The sequence below is a fragment of the Pseudomonas sp. GW456-12-1-14-TSB6 genome (assembly GCF_059424205.1).
The window spans coordinates 48,148-64,082 of sequence record NZ_JBWKZE010000023.1; the positions used below are offsets into that span (position 1 = coordinate 48,148).

Annotated in this window: 14 protein-coding genes; 4 read left to right on the forward strand and 10 right to left on the reverse strand. The window is 59.4% G+C overall.

Annotation, left to right across the window (positions count from 1 at the left end):
* Nucleotides 1-10 precede the first annotated feature (10 nt).
* Both AC07Y2_RS20475 and AC07Y2_RS20480 read left to right on the forward strand, forming a co-directional pair.
* Nucleotides 11-577: a CsiV family protein gene (locus AC07Y2_RS20475; protein ID WP_074689243.1), complete on the forward strand. Its 567-nt coding sequence runs from the start codon at nt 11-13 to the stop codon at nt 575-577.
* A gap of 11 nt (nt 578-588) precedes the next feature.
* On the forward strand, nt 589-3,279 hold the full coding sequence (locus AC07Y2_RS20480) for a DEAD/DEAH box helicase (protein WP_103386740.1): 2,691 nt from the start codon (nt 589-591) through the stop codon (nt 3,277-3,279).
* Nucleotides 3,280-3,393: 114 nt separating this feature from the next.
* On the opposite strand, the gene AC07Y2_RS20485 is transcribed toward AC07Y2_RS20480, so the two are convergent.
* The 3 genes from AC07Y2_RS20485 to AC07Y2_RS20495 form a co-directional block, all read right to left on the reverse strand.
* Nucleotides 3,394-4,131 carry an S-methyl-5'-thioinosine phosphorylase gene (locus tag AC07Y2_RS20485; protein WP_007953033.1) on the reverse strand — a complete coding sequence of 246 codons (738 nt, stop codon included), beginning with the start codon at nt 4,129-4,131 and terminating at the stop codon, nt 3,394-3,396.
* Between the two features lie 13 nt (nt 4,132-4,144).
* The gene (gene nagZ / locus AC07Y2_RS20490) at nt 4,145-5,155 is read right to left on the reverse strand and encodes a beta-N-acetylhexosaminidase (protein ID WP_103386739.1); all 1,011 of its coding nucleotides are present in this window, start codon (nt 5,153-5,155) and stop codon (nt 4,145-4,147) included.
* Nucleotides 5,156-5,313: 158 nt separating this feature from the next.
* On the reverse strand, nt 5,314-6,021 hold the full coding sequence (locus tag AC07Y2_RS20495; protein ID WP_103386738.1) for a TetR/AcrR family transcriptional regulator: 708 nt from the start codon (nt 6,019-6,021) through the stop codon (nt 5,314-5,316).
* A 230-nt stretch (nt 6,022-6,251) separates the two neighbouring features.
* Here AC07Y2_RS20495 and lexA point away from each other — a divergent pair, with 230 nt between their 5' ends.
* Together lexA and sulA are read left to right on the forward strand one after the other, a co-directional pair.
* Nucleotides 6,252-6,860 carry a transcriptional repressor LexA gene (lexA, locus tag AC07Y2_RS20500; protein WP_007953044.1) on the forward strand — a complete coding sequence of 203 codons (609 nt, stop codon included), beginning with the start codon at nt 6,252-6,254 and terminating at the stop codon, nt 6,858-6,860.
* A gap of 10 nt (nt 6,861-6,870) precedes the next feature.
* Nucleotides 6,871-7,344 (forward strand): SOS-induced cell division inhibitor SulA, encoded by a 474-nt coding sequence (gene sulA / locus AC07Y2_RS20505; protein WP_039772796.1) that lies wholly within the window; start codon nt 6,871-6,873, stop codon nt 7,342-7,344.
* 86 nt (nt 7,345-7,430) lie between these two features.
* Here sulA and AC07Y2_RS20510 read toward each other — a convergent pair whose 3' ends face one another.
* From AC07Y2_RS20510 to AC07Y2_RS20540, 7 genes are all read right to left on the reverse strand, one after another.
* Nucleotides 7,431-7,664, reverse strand: a complete 234-nt coding sequence (locus AC07Y2_RS20510; protein ID WP_007953047.1) for a hypothetical protein — start codon at nt 7,662-7,664, stop codon at nt 7,431-7,433.
* 106 nt (nt 7,665-7,770) lie between these two features.
* Entirely contained in the window at nt 7,771-8,295 is a 525-nt protein-coding gene (locus AC07Y2_RS20515; RefSeq protein WP_039772797.1) for a DUF6586 family protein, read from the reverse strand.
* A 174-nt stretch (nt 8,296-8,469) separates the two neighbouring features.
* The gene (topA, locus tag AC07Y2_RS20520; protein ID WP_074689247.1) at nt 8,470-11,100 is read right to left on the reverse strand and encodes a type I DNA topoisomerase; all 2,631 of its coding nucleotides are present in this window, start codon (nt 11,098-11,100) and stop codon (nt 8,470-8,472) included.
* Nucleotides 11,101-11,214: 114 nt separating this feature from the next.
* Nucleotides 11,215-11,451, reverse strand: coding sequence for a DUF1653 domain-containing protein (locus AC07Y2_RS20525; RefSeq protein WP_007953059.1), 237 nt, complete (start codon nt 11,449-11,451; stop codon nt 11,215-11,217).
* Between the two features lie 98 nt (nt 11,452-11,549).
* A complete protein-coding gene (gene fadA / locus AC07Y2_RS20530) occupies nt 11,550-12,725 on the reverse strand; it encodes an acetyl-CoA C-acyltransferase FadA (RefSeq protein ID WP_007953060.1) in 1,176 nt (391 codons plus the stop codon).
* 29 nt (nt 12,726-12,754) lie between these two features.
* The gene (gene fadB, locus AC07Y2_RS20535; RefSeq protein WP_074689251.1) at nt 12,755-14,902 is read right to left on the reverse strand and encodes a fatty acid oxidation complex subunit alpha FadB; all 2,148 of its coding nucleotides are present in this window, start codon (nt 14,900-14,902) and stop codon (nt 12,755-12,757) included.
* A 539-nt stretch (nt 14,903-15,441) separates the two neighbouring features.
* The gene (locus tag AC07Y2_RS20540) at nt 15,442-15,879 is read right to left on the reverse strand and encodes a hypothetical protein (protein WP_039772800.1); all 438 of its coding nucleotides are present in this window, start codon (nt 15,877-15,879) and stop codon (nt 15,442-15,444) included.
* Nucleotides 15,880-15,935 lie beyond the last annotated feature (56 nt).

The following is a 15,935-nucleotide window of genomic DNA, read 5'->3' on the forward strand; positions in this document are numbered from 1 at the left end:
AGGACGCCGCATGCGCCTGTTTCGCTCATTGACCTTGCTACTGACTCTGGTAGCACCGACGGCGTTTGCCGATGACCTGTATCAGGTCGAAATGATTCTGGTGCGCCAGAACGCCGTCCCGGCGATTGTCAGCCGCGCGGCACCGGAAGACTGGGCGGCGGGCGCCCAGCGGCTGGGCGATGACAGTAAACGCACGCCGGCGCTGAACGACGTTGTGACCAAACTCACCGCCAGCGGCGAGTACAGCGTGCTGATGCACAAAGCCTGGCAGCAGACGCTGGGCGAAACGCCTGCCAAAGTGGCGGTCAGCGAAGGTCAGGAGCAGTTCGGCCAGTTCCCGATCGAAGGCACGATTGAAATGAAGCTCGGGCGCTTCACCGATGTGAACGCCGATTTCTGGGTCAACCAGATCGACGCCAACGGCATGGTCACCGCCAGCGAGCGTCTGAAACAGGACAGCCATACCAAAAATGGCCAACTCAACTACCTCGATAACGGCCACCTGGCCCTGCTGATCAAGATCACTTCACTGACGGCGCCCGCGCCTCGGGAAGCGCCTGAAGCCATTCCGGACTGACTGAAGTCCTTATGTCCCCGCCTCTGAGTAAACCGCTGGCCTCCTCCTGGGTCAGTCGGTTCAAGGAACAAAGCCTGGAGCGTGGCCGCCGCTATGCCCTGGAAAACCGGGTGCGATTCGTGCAGGTCGGCGACGCGACCATTACCGCCAGCTGCGAAGGTTCTGGCGGTAATGTGTACCGTCAGACGATTCATCTGCGCGAGTCGGCCAAAGGCACGCTGCTGATGGTCGACGCCACCTGCACCTGCCCGGTACACAGCAACTGCAAACATTGCGCGGCGGTGTTGCTGCAAGTGCAGGAAACCCTCGAATACCCCGCCGCCGCCAAAGACGCCGAACTGCTGGAAAAACTCCAGGCCGTACTGGAAAACCGCAGCCCGAAAGCGCCGCCGCAAGTGCTGGTGGACAACGTGCAACCGGTGCCGCGTCTGTGGCTGGCCAGCGTCGAGTTCAGCGCATTCGAACCGCGTAACGGCAAAATGCAGCGTTATATCCAGCATCGCGCGGCGCTGTCCTTCAGTTACCTCGACGAATACGTCAGCGGCCAGAAGAACAGCGACATTCTGATTCGCCAGGAAGCGCAGACCCTGCGGGTCAAGCGCCATCCGGACGTCGAGCAAAGCTACCGCGAGCAGTTGCGAATTCTCGGTTTCCGCATCGCCACCCGGCAGAGCAAAGCCCTGCCGGAAAGCGCCGGAGAACTCTACGAGATGGTCAACGACAGCGCCTGGCTGACGTTCACCCTCAACGATCTGCCGAAGCTGCGCACTCAGGGCTGGGAGCTGCTGGTCGATGATGAGTTCGGTTTCGACCTGACTGCCGTGGACGACTGGTACGCCACCGTCGAGCAGACGCCGGAACGCGACTGGTTCGATCTGGAGCTGGGGATCATCGTCAACGGTGAGCGCCTGAGCCTGCTGCCGATCCTGCTCAACCTGATGCGTTCGCACACGGAAATCCTCAACCCGGAACGTCTCGCCCGCCGTCGCGATGATGAACTGATTCTGGTGAACATCCCGCAACGCAACAGCGAGCACGGGCCATTGCAAGTCGCCCTGCCCCTCGGCCGGCTGAAGCCGGTGCTGGCGACCCTTGGCGAGTTTTATATGCAGGAGCCGGGCGAAACCACCCTGCGCCTGAGCAAGGCCGACGCCACGCGCCTGAATTCACTGGAAGGCATTCCCCTGCTCTGGGAGGGTGGCGAGCAGATTCGCAGCTTCGCCCAGCGCTTGCGCGACATCCGCGATTACAGCGCCAAAGCACCGAAGGGGCTGAATGCGACGCTGCGTCCTTATCAGCTCGAAGGCTTGAGCTGGATGCAGTCGCTGCGGCAACTTGAGGTCGGCGGGATTCTCGCGGACGACATGGGCTTGGGCAAAACCCTACAGACATTGGCGCACATTCTCAGCGAGAAGAACGCCGGACGCCTGGATCGCCCGAGCATGGTGGTAATGCCTACCAGCCTGATTCCCAACTGGCTCGACGAAGCGGCGCACTTCACGCCACAGCTCAAGGTTGTCGCGCTGTACGGCGCCAGTCGTAAAAAGCACTTCGAGCATCTGGCCGATTACGATCTGATCCTCACCACTTATGCGCTGCTGCCCAAGGATGTCGAACGTCTGGCCCAGCAGCCGCTGCACGTGCTGGTGCTGGATGAGGCGCAGTACATCAAGAACCCGAACAGCAAAGCCGCCCAGGCTGCCCGTGAACTCAATGCGCGTCAGCGCCTATGTCTGAGCGGGACGCCGCTGGAAAACCATCTGGGTGAACTGTGGTCACTGTTTCACTTCTTGCTGCCCGGCTGGCTCGGCGACGTCAAAAGCTTCAACGCCGATTACCGCGTGCCGATTGAAAAACGCGCCAGCGAAGTCAGACTTCAGCACCTCAACGGTCGGATCAAACCGTTCCTGCTGCGCCGCACCAAGGAGCAGGTTGCGACCGAGCTGCCGCCGAAAACCGAAATCATTCATTGGGTCGAGCTCAACGAAGCGCAGCGCGACGTGTACGAAACCATGCGCCTGGCCATGGATAAAAAGGTTCGCGACGAAATCACCCGTAAAGGCGTGGCGCGCAGTCAGATCATCATTCTCGAGGCGCTGCTCAAGCTGCGTCAGGTCTGTTGCGATTTGCGCCTGGTCAATGACGCCACCCTGCCCGCTCGCGGCAGCACATCAGGCAAGCTCGACAGCCTGATGGAAATGCTCGAGGAGTTGTTTGAGGAAGGCCGGCGGATTCTGCTGTTCTCGCAGTTCACTTCGATGCTGTCACTGATCGAGGATGAACTGAAAAAACGCAACGTCGCCTATGCGCTGTTGACGGGACAGACCCGTGATCGGCGCACACCGGTGAAGGAATTCCAGAGCGGCAAGCGTCAGATCTTTCTCATCAGCCTGAAGGCCGGCGGTGTGGGCCTGAACCTGACGGAAGCGGACACGGTGATTCACTACGATCCGTGGTGGAACCCGGCGACCGAGAATCAGGCAACCCACCGCGCGTATCGCATTGGCCAGGAGAAGCCGGTATTCGTCTACAAGATGATTGCCCGGGGCACGGTCGAGGAGAAGATTCAGCACTTGCAGCGGGAAAAATCCGACCTGGCGGCCGGCGTGCTGGATGGGCGCAAGGCCGGGGACTGGAAATTGCAGAGTGATGATATCGAGGCGCTGTTTGCGCCGCTGCCGGACAAATTCGACAAGCGCTGAAGTCTTTGTCGTCTACCAGATCGATTCGCGGGCAAGCCCGCTCCCACAGAGATAGCGCTTAACCTGTGGGAGCGGGCTTGCCCGCGAATGGCTCGACTCGGTTTCGAGCCAGACTCAGCCCTTCAGCACCCGCGCCAACGTCGACTTCACTTTGCCCATGCCGTCGTGCAACGCCTGCTCGATCTCGGCCATGGTGATCACTTCCGTGGTCTTGCCCGCAGCCGGGTTCACCACCAGCGACAGACACGCGTAATCCAGATCCAGCTCGCGAGCCAGCGCCGCTTCCGGCATGCCGGTCATGCCGACGATGTCGCAGCCGTCACGCTCCAGTCGCACGATCTCGGCCACGGTTTCCAGACGCGGGCCCTGGGTGCAGGCATAAACGCCTTGATCGCTGTACTCGCACCCTTCCGCAGCCAACGCAGCAATCAATTGCTGACGCAGCGGTTCGCTGTAGGGAAAGCTGAAGTCGATGTGTGTGACATGTTCCAGATCATCGGCGAAATAGGTGTGCTCGCGACCGCTGGTGTAGTCCACGATCTGATGCGGCACGCAGAAATGTCCGGTGCCCATTGCAGGATGAATCCCGCCCACGGCGTTGACCGCGATGATCGCTTCGGCCCCGGCCTGCTTCAACGCCCACAGGTTGGCGCGATAGTTGACCTTGTGCGGCGGGAAGCGATGCGGGTGACCGTGACGAGCGAGGAACAGCACTTCCTTGCCGGCGTATTCGCCAATCTGGACTTCGGCCGATGGCGCCCCGTAAGGCGTATCCACCGCCAGCGACTGGCGAATGCTCAGGCCCTCCAGCTGGGTCAGACCGGTGCCGCCGATGATTGCGTAAACCGTCATAGCGAAAAAATCCTTAATCGATCAGTTGAGCGTCTTTGAGCGCGCCGACAGCGGTCAGCCAGCGCGGATCCTGACGGTATTCGGTATTGGCGAATGCCTGACCGCGCATGCGTGCGATGCGCGGCGACGGCTTGACCTTCATGCGCTGCGCGGCACTCAGGGCCAGCTCGGCAGCTGCGCGGTCGTTGCACACCAGGCCCATGTCGCAACCGGCACTCAGTGCCGCTTCGATACGGCTGGCGGCGTCGCCGACCACGTGGGCGCCGGCCATCGACAGGTCATCGCTGAAGATCACGCCGTCGAACTGCAACTCGCCACGCAGAATGTCCTGCAGCCAGCGCCGGGAGAAACCGGCAGGTTGTGTGTCGACTTGCGGATAAATCACGTGAGCCGGCATGACCGCGGCCAGTTGCTTGCTGAGTCTGGCGAACGGCACCAGGTCGTTGGCGCGGATCTCTTCGAGGCTGCGCTCGTCGTTGGGGATCGCGACGTGGGAGTCGGCTTCCACCCAGCCATGGCCGGGGAAATGCTTGCCGGTGGCGGCCATGCCCGCGCTGCTCATGCCTTTGATGAAAGCGCCTGCGAGCAGTGCGGCGCGCTCCGGATTGCCTTCGAAAGAACGGGTGCCGACCACGGCGCTGCGCTGGTAATCCAGATCCAGCACCGGCGCGAAGCTCAGGTCGAGTCCGACCGCCAGCACTTCGGTGGCCATAATCCAGCCGCACTGCTCGGCCAGATACTCGGCGTTCGGGTTATCAGCGATGGCGCGCATGGCTGGCAAACGGACGAAGCCCTGACGCAGACGCTGGACGCGACCGCCCTCCTGGTCCACCGCCAGCAGCAAGTCCGGACGAATGGCACGGATCGCCGCGCTCAGCTCGCGCACCTGGCGCGGATGCTCGATGTTGCGGGCGAAGATGATCAGGCCGCCCACTTCGGGCTGGCGCAACAATTGGCGATCTTCGGCCGTCAGCCAGGTACCGGCGACGTCCACCATCAACGAGCCTTGCAGGCCAGCAGTCATAGAAATTCCTTGAAAACGAAAAACCCGTCGCCCACGAAATCACCGCCTGGGGCATTGCCCGGCGGGTCGGTGATTTCTATGAGAAACGGGTTCAGAACGAGAGTCGACATGGGCGGCTAGCTTAGCGGATGTCAGCTGCCGCGCCCACCCATGGAGGGTTAAACCTTGGCAGGTGCCGGCGCGGATTTGCTCCGTGGCCGCAACTGCGCGGTGGCCATTGCCGTGTCGGTGACGCCGGTTTCGGCACGCATGCCGGCTGCCAGGAACGGCACCATCAGACGCATCACCTGCTCGATGGAGGTGTTGACGCCGAAATCGGTCTCGGCAATCGCACGCAAGGCCTTGATCCCGGACATGCTGAACGCCGCAGCGCCGAGCATGAAGTGCACGCGCCAGAACAGTTCGATCGGAGGAATACGCGGGGCAGCTTCGTTAACCAAGAGCATGTAGCGGCGGAATACCTTGCCGTACATGTCTTCCAGATAACGGCGCAAGTGGCCCTGGCTCTGACTGAAGGCCAGACCGAGCAAACGCATGAAGATCGACAGATCGTTGCCGCTGCGTGGCTGTACCACCAGCGCTTGCTCGACGAGGATTTCCAGCAACTCTTCGAGCGAAGGCTTGTTCTCTGGTTTGGCCTGACGGCGTTCCAGCTCTCTGTCGAGGCTGATGCAGAACGGACCGAGAAAGCGCGAGAAAACCGCCTGGATCAGCGCCTTCTTCGAGCCGAAGTGATAGTTCACCGCAGCGAGGTTGACCCCTGCCTTGCTGGTGATCAGACGCAATGAGGTTTCAGCAAAACCTTTTTCCGCGAACAGCTGTTCTGCAGCATCAAGAATGCGTTCAACGGTTTCCGACTGGGCCATGGCTACTCCGCCTGACAAACACTTGTTTGAAACATACGTTTCAGTCTGTGCCTTGTCAAGCCTGCCGGTTCGTTTTGGGAATGGTCAGTCAGATATTTAACCACAACAAGGACGCCACATTAATCTGGGTCGTCACTGACCGTCCGGCGGCATGGCAAAAAACGATCATTGCCAAGACCGCTTCACTGTATATAATCCCAGTCACTGTATAAAAAGACAGAGCGATCAATATGCTTAAGCTGACGCCACGCCAAGCCGAGATTCTGGCCTTTATCAAACGCTGCCTCGAAGACAACGGCTACCCGCCGACCCGTGCGGAAATCGCTCAGGAACTGGGTTTCAAGTCGCCCAACGCGGCCGAAGAGCACCTCAAGGCGCTCGCTCGCAAAGGCGCAATCGAAATGACTCCGGGCGCCTCTCGCGGCATTCGAATTCCAGGTTTCGAAGCCAAGGTCGACGAGTCCACGCTGCCGATCATCGGTCGAGTGGCTGCCGGCGCGCCGATTCTCGCCCAGCAGCACATCGAAGAGTCCTGCAACATCAACCCGGCCTTCTTTCATCCGCGCGCCGATTATCTGTTGCGCGTTCATGGCATGAGCATGAAGGACATCGGCATTTTCGACGGTGACCTGCTGGCGGTTCACACCACCCGCGAGGCACGCAACGGTCAGATCGTGGTTGCGCGGATCGGCGATGAAGTCACCGTCAAACGCTTCAAGCGTGACGGCAGTAAAGTCTGGCTGATTGCCGAAAACCCCGAGTTCGCCCCTATCGAAGTCAACCTGAAAGACCAGGAGCTGGTTATCGAAGGCTTGAGTGTCGGCGTCATCCGCCGCTAAAGGAGGCTTTATGCAGTTCCCACACGCACCTCAGCAAACACAACTGCCGTTGTTCGAAGCGTTTCTGGCGCAACCGCTCGCCCCCATCCTCAAGGATGTCGTCGAGCGTCCGTGGAATAACGAACCCGAAGCGTTCAGTGAGCTGTCACTGCGCGGTGCGGCCGGGAACTGTCTGAACCTGCTGGCACCGATTCTTCGCGAATTGAGCGAGGATCAGGACGCACGCTGGCTGACCCTGATTGCACCGCCTGCCAGCCTGACCCAGACCTGGTTGCGGGACGCTGGATTGAATCGCGAACGGATCCTGCTGTTACAACCGCGCGGCGCCCAAAGCGCTCAGCAATTGGCCTGCGAAGCATTACGCCTGGGCCGCAGCCACACGGTCGTCACGTGGCTGAATCCACTGAGCGCAGGGTCACGGCAACAGCTGATCAGCGCCGCCCGCACCGGGGACGCTCAAAGCCTGAACATTCGTTTGGGATGATTCAGCAACAATGCGCGCCACGTAAAGCGCAGGGCTTCTCCAGGGATAGAGAAGCCGATCTGGAGCAGTAACTGGGAGACAGCGGATCAATGAAGAACCCGCGGCCCCTCATCCTTATCGAATTCTCCCTCAACCATACGCCCCGCCATTTGCACGCCGACACTCAACATCGCTTTGGCAATTTCAACGTGCTGGCCCTGCAGAAACGCCTTGGCATCCTCGGAGAAATCCAGAGTCACCAGAGAACCCTCGTCCTCGGCCCTGCGCAGTTCGATTCGGCCGTCTGGTAGCTCGACAATTTCTAGAAAGGACGTTGGCATATAGGTCTGATCTCCACGAAAGGCAGGGATTATATAGACATCATTCAGGCTTCGCTCGGGATCTTGACCAGCAGCACGCCTCTCGTCGCCGCCAGTACACAGCTCCTCAGCACTCGTTCAAGCCTTCACGGAAACGGATAGCCAGCCCCTTGAGGTTCTGCCGCCAGCTCTCGAGCTCTTCACGGCTCAACTCTTCAACCACCTCTTCTTCATCCAGATTCACTGCCTGAATCAATGGCTGCGTCACATCGCCCTTCGGCTTATGTGGAACGCGTGGCGGCTGAAACAGCGCCGAGTGCGCGGCCAGCAATTTAGCCAGCCAGGTCTCCGGATTGCCCGCCAGCTCAATCATCTCCGCCAGCTCAGGAATGGCAATCGATTCCAGCACTTCGCGGGTCAGCAAGGTTTCCGCTTGCGACGCATTGGCTTGCGGCAGACGATAGAAGCCGGCGATTTCATGACACAGCCCCAACAACGCACCGTAGAGATGAAACAGTGCGGATTCGCGCCCGGCCTGAATCAGCGCCAGCGAGTTCATCGCCCGCCCCTCTTCGGCCCTGGCCAGCGCTTCCAGCGACAAACCCGCGAAATAGATCTTCTGATTGGTACGGGTATAGAGTTCGTGGGCCATGTCGGCACTCTCCACAACGAAATAATTGCTTCACACAGGCCGGACAGTGTCATGGATCAGCCGATGCGATCGCAAGCTTTAAACAAAAAGGCCACATGAAAACCCGAAGGTTGTCATGCGGCCTTTTGTCGTGTTGGGCCGATAACATCAGCCCATCGCAAGGTCGGAGTCAGCTCAAGCCTTGGCTTTCGCCGGACGCTTGTCCTCGACCGTCCACTTGCCACCGTCGAAGAACGCTTTCCAGCCAGTCGGTTTGCCGTCGACTTCGGTCTGAACGTATTGCTCCTTGGTCTTGCGGCTGTAGCGGATCACGGCTGGCAAGCCATCCGGATCCTTCTGCGGCGCTTCGCACAGGAAATGATACTTCGGATCGATTTCGTCCTTGTGCGGCAGAATCTCGATCACCAGCGGAGCACGGGTCTCGCGGTTTTTCGGGAACTGACTGGCCGCCAGAAACAGGCCGGACGCACCGTCACGCAGGATGTAGGTGTCGTTGACCTTTTCGCATTTCAGCTCCGGCATCTTCACCGGATCCATCTTCGGCGGCGCCGCATCGCCGCTCTTCAGCAGCTTGCGGGTGTTCTTGCACGTCGGGTTGGTGCAACCGAAGAATTTGCCGAAACGGCCGGTCTTGAGCTGCATCTCGCTGCCGCACTTGTCGCATTCCAGGCTCGGACCTTCGTAGCCCTTGATGCGATAGCTGCCTTCTTCGATTTCGTAGCCGGCGCAATCCGGATTGTTACCGCAGATGTGCAGCTTGCGCTTCTCGTCGAGCAGGTAGGCGTCCATCGCCGTGCTGCAGATCGGGCAGCGATGCTTGCCGCGCAGTACCAGGGATTCCGACTCGCCCTCGTCGTCCGCCGCGATTTCATCGCCCGGCACCAGGTTGACGGTGGCCTTGCAGCGTTCTTTCGGCGGCAGGCTGTAGCCCGAGCAGCCGAGGAACACGCCAGTCGAGGCAGTACGAATCTGCATTGGACGGCCGCAGGTGGTGCAAGGAATATCGGTCATTACCGGCTGGTTGGCACGCATGCCGGCTTCCGGATTCTCCGCCACTTCGAGTTTTTTCTTGAAGTCGCCGTAGAACTCGTCCAGCACGTTTTTCCAGTCGCGTTCGCCCTGGGCCACGTCATCGAGGTTCTCTTCCATGCCGGCGGTGAAGCCGTAGTCCATGAGGTTCGAGAAGCTTTCCGACAGACGTTCGGTAACGATGTCGCCCATCTTTTCCGAATAGAAACGACGGTTGTGCAGGGTCACGTAGCCGCGATCCTGAATGGTCGAGATGATCGCCGCATAGGTCGAAGGACGGCCGATGCCGCGCTTTTCCATTTCCTTCACCAGGCTGGCTTCCGAATAACGGGCCGGTGGCTTGGTGAAGTGCTGGGACGGATCAAGCTTGATCAGCTTCATCGCGTCGCCCTGCGCCATGTCCGGCAGAACGTCGTCATCGCCAGGCTTGGTGATTTGCGGCAGCACGCGGGTGTAACCGTCGAACTTCAGGATGCGGCCCTTGGCGCGCAGCTCGAAGTCACCGGCAGCGACGCTGACGGTGGTCGACAGGTATTGCGCCGGCAGCATCTGGCAAGCCAGGAACTGGCGCCAGATCAGCTCGTAGAGGCGCTCAGCGTCACGCTCCATGCCGGCCAGCTTGCTTGGCGTGGTGTTGGCGTCGGAAGGACGAATCGCTTCGTGAGCCTCTTGTGCGCCTTCCTTGCTGCTGTAGACGTTTGGCGACTCCGGCAGGTACTTCTTGCCGAATTCGGTTTCGATGTAATCGCGCGCCATCGCCACGGCATCCGCCGAGAGGTTGGTCGAGTCGGTACGCATATAAGTGATGTAGCCGGCTTCGTACAGACGCTGGGCCATCATCATGGTTTTCTTCACACCGAAGCCCAGGCGGTTGCTCGCGGCCTGTTGCAGTGTGGAGGTGATGAACGGTGCCGACGGCTTGCTACTGGTCGGCTTGTCTTCACGTTTGACGATGCTGTAGCTGGAGGATTTGAGTTTCTCCAGCGCGGCCTTCGCCTGCGCTTCGTTCAGCGGCTTGAAGGCCTCGCCTTTTTCGCGAGCGACTTCGAAACGCACGGTCGAGCCTTTGGCGGTGCCGAGATCGGCGTGCACTTCCCAGTACTCTTCCGGGTTGAACGCACGAATCTCACGCTCACGCTCTACCACCAGTTTCACGGCAACCGATTGCACGCGACCGGCGGACAAGCCACGGGCGATCTTCGCCCACAACAGCGGCGAGACCATATAGCCGACGACGCGGTCGAGGAAGCGACGGGCCTGCTGCGCGTTCACTCGATCGATGTCGAGCTCGCCCGGCTCCGAGAAGGCTTCCTGAATCGCCTTCTTGGTGATTTCGTTGAACACCACGCGCTTGTAGCGGCTGTCGTCACCACCGATGGCTTCGCGCAGGTGCCAGGCAATGGCTTCCCCCTCGCGGTCCAAGTCGGTTGCGAGATAGATGGTGTCAGCATCCTTGGCGAGCCGGCGCAGCTCTTCGATGACCTTTTCCTTGCCCGGGAGGATCTCGTACTTGGCTTTCCAGCCGTGTTCAGGATCGACTCCCATCCGCGAGACCAGCTGCTTGCGCGCCTTCTCTTTCGGCGACAGCGCTGGCGCTTCGCCCGCAGCAGCCTTGCCGCGCTTGGCGGCAGGCTCCTTGCTGGCGCTAGCCGAACCGCTGGTGGGCAGGTCTCGGATATGGCCGATACTCGACTTCACCACGTATTGGTTGCCCAGATACTTGTTGATGGTCTTGGCCTTAGCCGGGGATTCCACAATGACCAGCGATTTGCCCATGGATCAGAAAATTCCTGAATTCTAGAAGTGAAAGGCGGTTGGCGCCTGACGCGGCACCGCTATATATAGTGGCTACAAGGTGAGGTCAAGCGCAGGGTTTTGCGCGCACTCGCCTTACGGCTTCGAAAAAAGGCTCGGTTCGGCTTGCACCAAAGCAAAGCGTGGGACCTGCTCGCCGTCAACCTCGACGGACTCCAGGAACATGCTCAAGGGACGTACCCAAAAGCCGTAATCGCCATACAGGGCTTGGTAAAAGACCACTTCTTCTTCGGTCTCGGAATGCCGCGCGACACTGAATACGCGGTACTGGGGACCTTTGTAATGTTGGTAGAGCCCAGGTTGTATCGGCATGCTTCGGCCCTCACTCAAATTTTTTCAAAATAAAAACAAAATAAATCCGCAAAAACAAAAACCGGGGCACTTGGCCCCGGCTTCCATCGACGAGACGCTTAAACGCGTTCGAAGACGGTGGAGATGCCTTGGCCGAGGCCAATGCACATGGTGGCCACCCCGAAGGTGCCGCCATTCTGCTTCATCACGTTCAGCAAGGTGCCGGAAATACGGGCACCGGAGCAACCGAACGGGTGACCCAGGGCGATCGCGCCGCCGTGCAGGTTAACCTTCTCATTCATCTTGTCGAGCACTTTCAGGTCTTTCAGCACTGGCAGGGCCTGTGCGGCGAACGCTTCGTTGAGCTCGAAGAAGTCGATATCGTTGATACCCAGGCCGGCACGCTTCAGTGCTTTCTGAGTAGCCGGTACCGGACCATAGCCCATGATGGCCGGGTCCACACCCGCTACCGCCATCGAGCGAATCACGGCCAGAGGCTGGATGCCCAGGTCCTGTGCACGCTGCGCCGACATCACGATCATGCACGAAGCACCATCGGTGATCTGCGACGAAGTACCGGCCGTCACGGTGCCGCCCTTTGGATTGAACGCCGGCTTCAAAGCCGCCAGACTTTCCAGGGTGGTTTCCGGACGAATGGTTTCGTCGTAGTCGAAGGTTTTCAGGAAACCGTTCTCGTCGTAACCCTGCATCGGGATGATTTCGTCCTTGAACTTGCCTTCCACAGTCGCCTTGTGGGCCAACTGGTGGGAACGCACGCCAAAGGCGTCCTGCTGTTCGCGAGTGATGCCGTGCATTTTGCCCAGCATTTCAGCGGTCAGGCCCATCATGCCCGAGGCTTTCGCCGCGTACAGGGACATGTGCGGGTTCGGATCGACACCGTGCATCATGCTTACGTGACCCATATGCTCGACGCCACCAACCACGAACACGTCACCGTTGCCGGTCATGATCGCTTGCGCAGCGGTGTGCAGCGCGCTCATCGACGAGCCGCACAGACGGCTGACAGTCTGGCCGGCCGAAGTGTGCGGGATCTGGGTCATCAGCGACGCCATACGCGCGATGTTCCAGCCTTGTTCCAGGGTCTGGTTCACACAGCCCCAGATCACGTCCTCGACTTCGGCAGGATCGACCTTGGTGTTGCGTTCCAGCAGTTTGCTGATCAGGTGCGCCGACATGTCTTCGGCGCGGGTGTTGCGGTGCATGCCGCCCTTGGAGCGGCCCATCGGAGTACGACCGAAGTCGACAATCACGACGTCTCTAGGATTCAAGCTCATAAGTTCACTCTCACTCTAGTTGGGGGCGCTTAACCGAAGAAGCTCTGGCCGTTCTTGGCCATTTCGCGCAGCTTCGCGGTCGGGTGGTACAGCGCGCCCAAATCAGCGTACTGGTCGGCCAGGGCAACGAACTCGGCAACACCGATCGAATCGATGTAGCGCAGCGCACCGCCACGGAATGGAGGGAAACCAATACCGTAGACCAGACCCATGTCGGCTTCGGCGGCGGTTTCGACGATGCCGTCTTCCAGGCAACGCACGGTTTCCAGGCACAGCGGGATCATCATCCAATTGATGATGTCTTCGTCAGTGACTTCGCGCTGCTCGTAGACGATCGGCTTGAGCACTTCCAGTACCGACGGATCGGCGACTTTCTTCTGCTTGCCTTTCTTGTCGGCTTCGTAGGCATAGAAGCCCTTACCGTTCTTTTGACCGAGACGCTTGGCTTCGTAAAGCACGTCGATGGCCGAACGACGATCGTCCTTCATGCGGTCAGGGAAGCCTTCAGCCATTACGTCACGACCGTGGTGACCGGTGTCGATACCGACCACGTCCATCAGGTACGCCGGGCCCATCGGCCAGCCGAATTTTTCCATGATCTTGTCGATACGGACGAAGTCCACGCCGGCGCTGACCAGCTTGGCGAAACCGCCGAAGTACGGGAACAGGACGCGGTTGACCAGGAAGCCCGGGCAGTCATTGACGACGATCGGGTTCTTGCCCATTTTCTTGGCGTAGGCAACGGTGGTGGCGATGGCCTGCTCGCTGGATTTCTCGCCACGGATTACTTCCACCAGCGGCATCATGTGCACCGGGTTGAAGAAGTGCATGCCGACGAAGTTTTCCGGACGCTTGAGGGCCTTGGCCAGCAGGCTGATGGAAATGGTCGAGGTGTTGGACGCGAGGATGGTGTCCTCTTTGACCTTGTCTTCGACTTCCGCCAGAACGGCTTGCTTGACCTTCGGGTTCTCGACCACGGCTTCAACGACCAGGTCGACGTGACCGAAATCACCGTACGACAGCGTAGGACGAATGCCGTTGAGCACTTCAGCCATTTTCGCGGCGGTCATGCGGCCTTTATCAACGCGGCCAACCAGCAGCTTGGCGGCTTCAGCCAGACCTTGCTCGATACCGTGCTCGTTGATGTCCTTCATCAGGATCGGCGTACCCTTGGAAGCCGACTGGTAGGCGATACCGCCACCCATGATGCCGGCGCCCAGTACGGCAGCCTGCTTCACGTCCTTGGCGATTTCGTCGTAGGCCTTGGCCTTTTTCTTCAGTTCCTGATCGTTCAGGAACAGACCGATCAAGCTCTGCGCGGCAGAGGTCTTGGCCAGTTTCACGAAACCTGCAGCTTCGACTTCCAGCGCCTTGTCGCGACCGAAGTTCGCGGCTTTCTGGATGGTCTTGATCGCTTCGACCGGGGCCGGGTAGTTCGGACCGGCCTGGCCAGCCACGAAACCTTTGGCGGTTTCGAAAGCCATCATTTGTTCAATGGCGTTCAGCTTGAGCTTTTCCAGCTTCGGCTGGCGCTTGGCCTTGTAGTCGAACTCGCCGGAAATGGCGCGCTTGATCAGTTCAAGGGCAGCATCCTGCAGTTTTTCCGGGGCAACCACGGCATCGACGGCGCCGACTTTCAGCGCGTCTTCAGGACGGTTTTCCTTGCCGGCGGCAATCCACTCGATGGCGTTGTCGGCACCGATCAGGCGCGGCAGACGCACGGTACCGCCGAAGCCTGGGTAGATGCCCAGCTTGACTTCCGGCAGACCGATCTTGGCCTTGGTCGACATGACGCGGTAGTCCGCTGCCAGGCACATTTCCAGACCGCCACCCAGAGCAATGCCATTGATTGCGGCGACGGTCGGAACGTTGAGGTCTTCGAAATCGCTGAAGATCTTGTTGGCTTCGAGATTGCCAGCAACCAGCTCGGCATCCGGCAGCTTGAAGTTGTCGACAAATTCGGTGATGTCGGCGCCGACGATGAACACGTCCTTGCCACTGCTGACGATCACGCCCTTGATCGAAGCATCTGCCTTGATGGTGTCTACGGCCTGACGCAGTTCGTTCAGGGTAAGACGGTTGAACTTGTTGACGGACTCACCCTTGAGGTCGAATTTCAATTCGACGATGCCACTTTCAAGAGCTTTAACCGTGATGGCTTTACCTTCGTAAATCATCAACTGATCTCCACGATATGGAAGCTGAACAGTACACGTCGGACGCAGGCAAATGGCTCGGCAGGACGTTTTTTCGTCGATGCTGACACCCATCCACCCGGCACACCCGCCAACGCGATAGTCGGGATTCTGTAGGAGCAGTCTGCAATACAAACGCTCAATTCATACGCCCGTTTGATTTGGGTACGCCACCTTCACGGAATTTCCGACAATTGTCAATCGCCCAAAATACGGGTTGAAATGCGACTTTGCGGTCATTTCTGTAGGACGCAGCCCGGCCACACACGCTTGCATGTGAGGGCATTCATAAGATTAATAGTTAGAAAAGTCGCCCTAATTCACGGCACGCCTTGTTTAACAGGCTACGCTGGCTGGACTACGAAGGAAAACAGGCGCACGTTTGTTGACCGGATCACCTGATTCAACGCCAAAAAGACTTTCCGGCCTGCCTGGCCAACCCCGCCCGATGAATCATGTCGGGCTTTTTATTGCTCGTCTGCCGGACATTTCGCGCCGTTGCAGCGCGAAAATTCCGCGAGTCATGCCAGCGCCTTCAGCGTGGCATCAATGTCCAGCAAAACCGATGATTCACCCTTCTCGCCCCAATAGAGGGCGATCATCTGCTTGTCCGCCTCGACCTTGAAAACGTTGCCCGGCAATTTTTCGAAATGATTCAGCAGCAGTGGATCCTCACAGACTTCCTGCCACTGGTTGACCCAGATCCCCGGGGATTTCTGCCAGTACGTCCAGCACGCCGGCTGTTTGCCACGGCGTGGCCGATGGTATTGCGCACACGGGCTAGGCGGCTCCTGAGACATCCAGTGCGGCCACTCCTGAGGCGCAAGCTGCATGGCCAGCCCGATGCGCCGGGCCTCCGCGCGCAGGGCTATCCGGCCAGTCTGGGCACGGGACGGACGCAACCATGCCAGCGGACTCAACACCACCAGCAGGATTGACACCACCAGCCAGACCGTCATATCTCTACTCCCGAATCCTGATGAGCCCATTGCGTCACTTTGGAACCAATGCGCTT

Bases quoted from the DNA above. Each gene is read 5' to 3' on its own strand.
- AC07Y2_RS20525 (WP_007953059.1), bottom strand. From the start codon at position 11,451: ATGCCGATACAACCTGGGCTCTACCAACATTACAAAGGTCCCCAGTAC.
- AC07Y2_RS20515 (WP_039772797.1), bottom strand. From the start codon at position 8,295: ATGGCCCACGAACTCTATACCCGTACCAATCAGAAGATCTATTTCGCG.
- AC07Y2_RS20485 (WP_007953033.1), bottom strand. From the start codon at position 4,131: ATGACGGTTTACGCAATCATCGGCGGCACCGGTCTGACCCAGCTGGAG.
- fadB (WP_074689251.1), bottom strand. From the start codon at position 14,902: ATGATTTACGAAGGTAAAGCCATCACGGTTAAAGCTCTTGAAAGTGGC.
- sulA (WP_039772796.1), top strand. From the start codon at position 6,871: ATGCAGTTCCCACACGCACCTCAGCAAACACAACTGCCGTTGTTCGAA.
- topA (WP_074689247.1), bottom strand. From the start codon at position 11,100: ATGGGCAAATCGCTGGTCATTGTGGAATCCCCGGCTAAGGCCAAGACC.
- AC07Y2_RS20495 (WP_103386738.1), bottom strand. From the start codon at position 6,021: ATGGCCCAGTCGGAAACCGTTGAACGCATTCTTGATGCTGCAGAACAG.
- lexA (WP_007953044.1), top strand. From the start codon at position 6,252: ATGCTTAAGCTGACGCCACGCCAAGCCGAGATTCTGGCCTTTATCAAA.
- AC07Y2_RS20540 (WP_039772800.1), bottom strand. From the start codon at position 15,879: ATGACGGTCTGGCTGGTGGTGTCAATCCTGCTGGTGGTGTTGAGTCCG.
- AC07Y2_RS20510 (WP_007953047.1), bottom strand. From the start codon at position 7,664: ATGCCAACGTCCTTTCTAGAAATTGTCGAGCTACCAGACGGCCGAATC.
- AC07Y2_RS20475 (WP_074689243.1), top strand. From the start codon at position 11: ATGCGCCTGTTTCGCTCATTGACCTTGCTACTGACTCTGGTAGCACCG.
- AC07Y2_RS20480 (WP_103386740.1), top strand. From the start codon at position 589: ATGTCCCCGCCTCTGAGTAAACCGCTGGCCTCCTCCTGGGTCAGTCGG.
- nagZ (WP_103386739.1), bottom strand. From the start codon at position 5,155: ATGACTGCTGGCCTGCAAGGCTCGTTGATGGTGGACGTCGCCGGTACC.
- fadA (WP_007953060.1), bottom strand. From the start codon at position 12,725: ATGAGCTTGAATCCTAGAGACGTCGTGATTGTCGACTTCGGTCGTACT.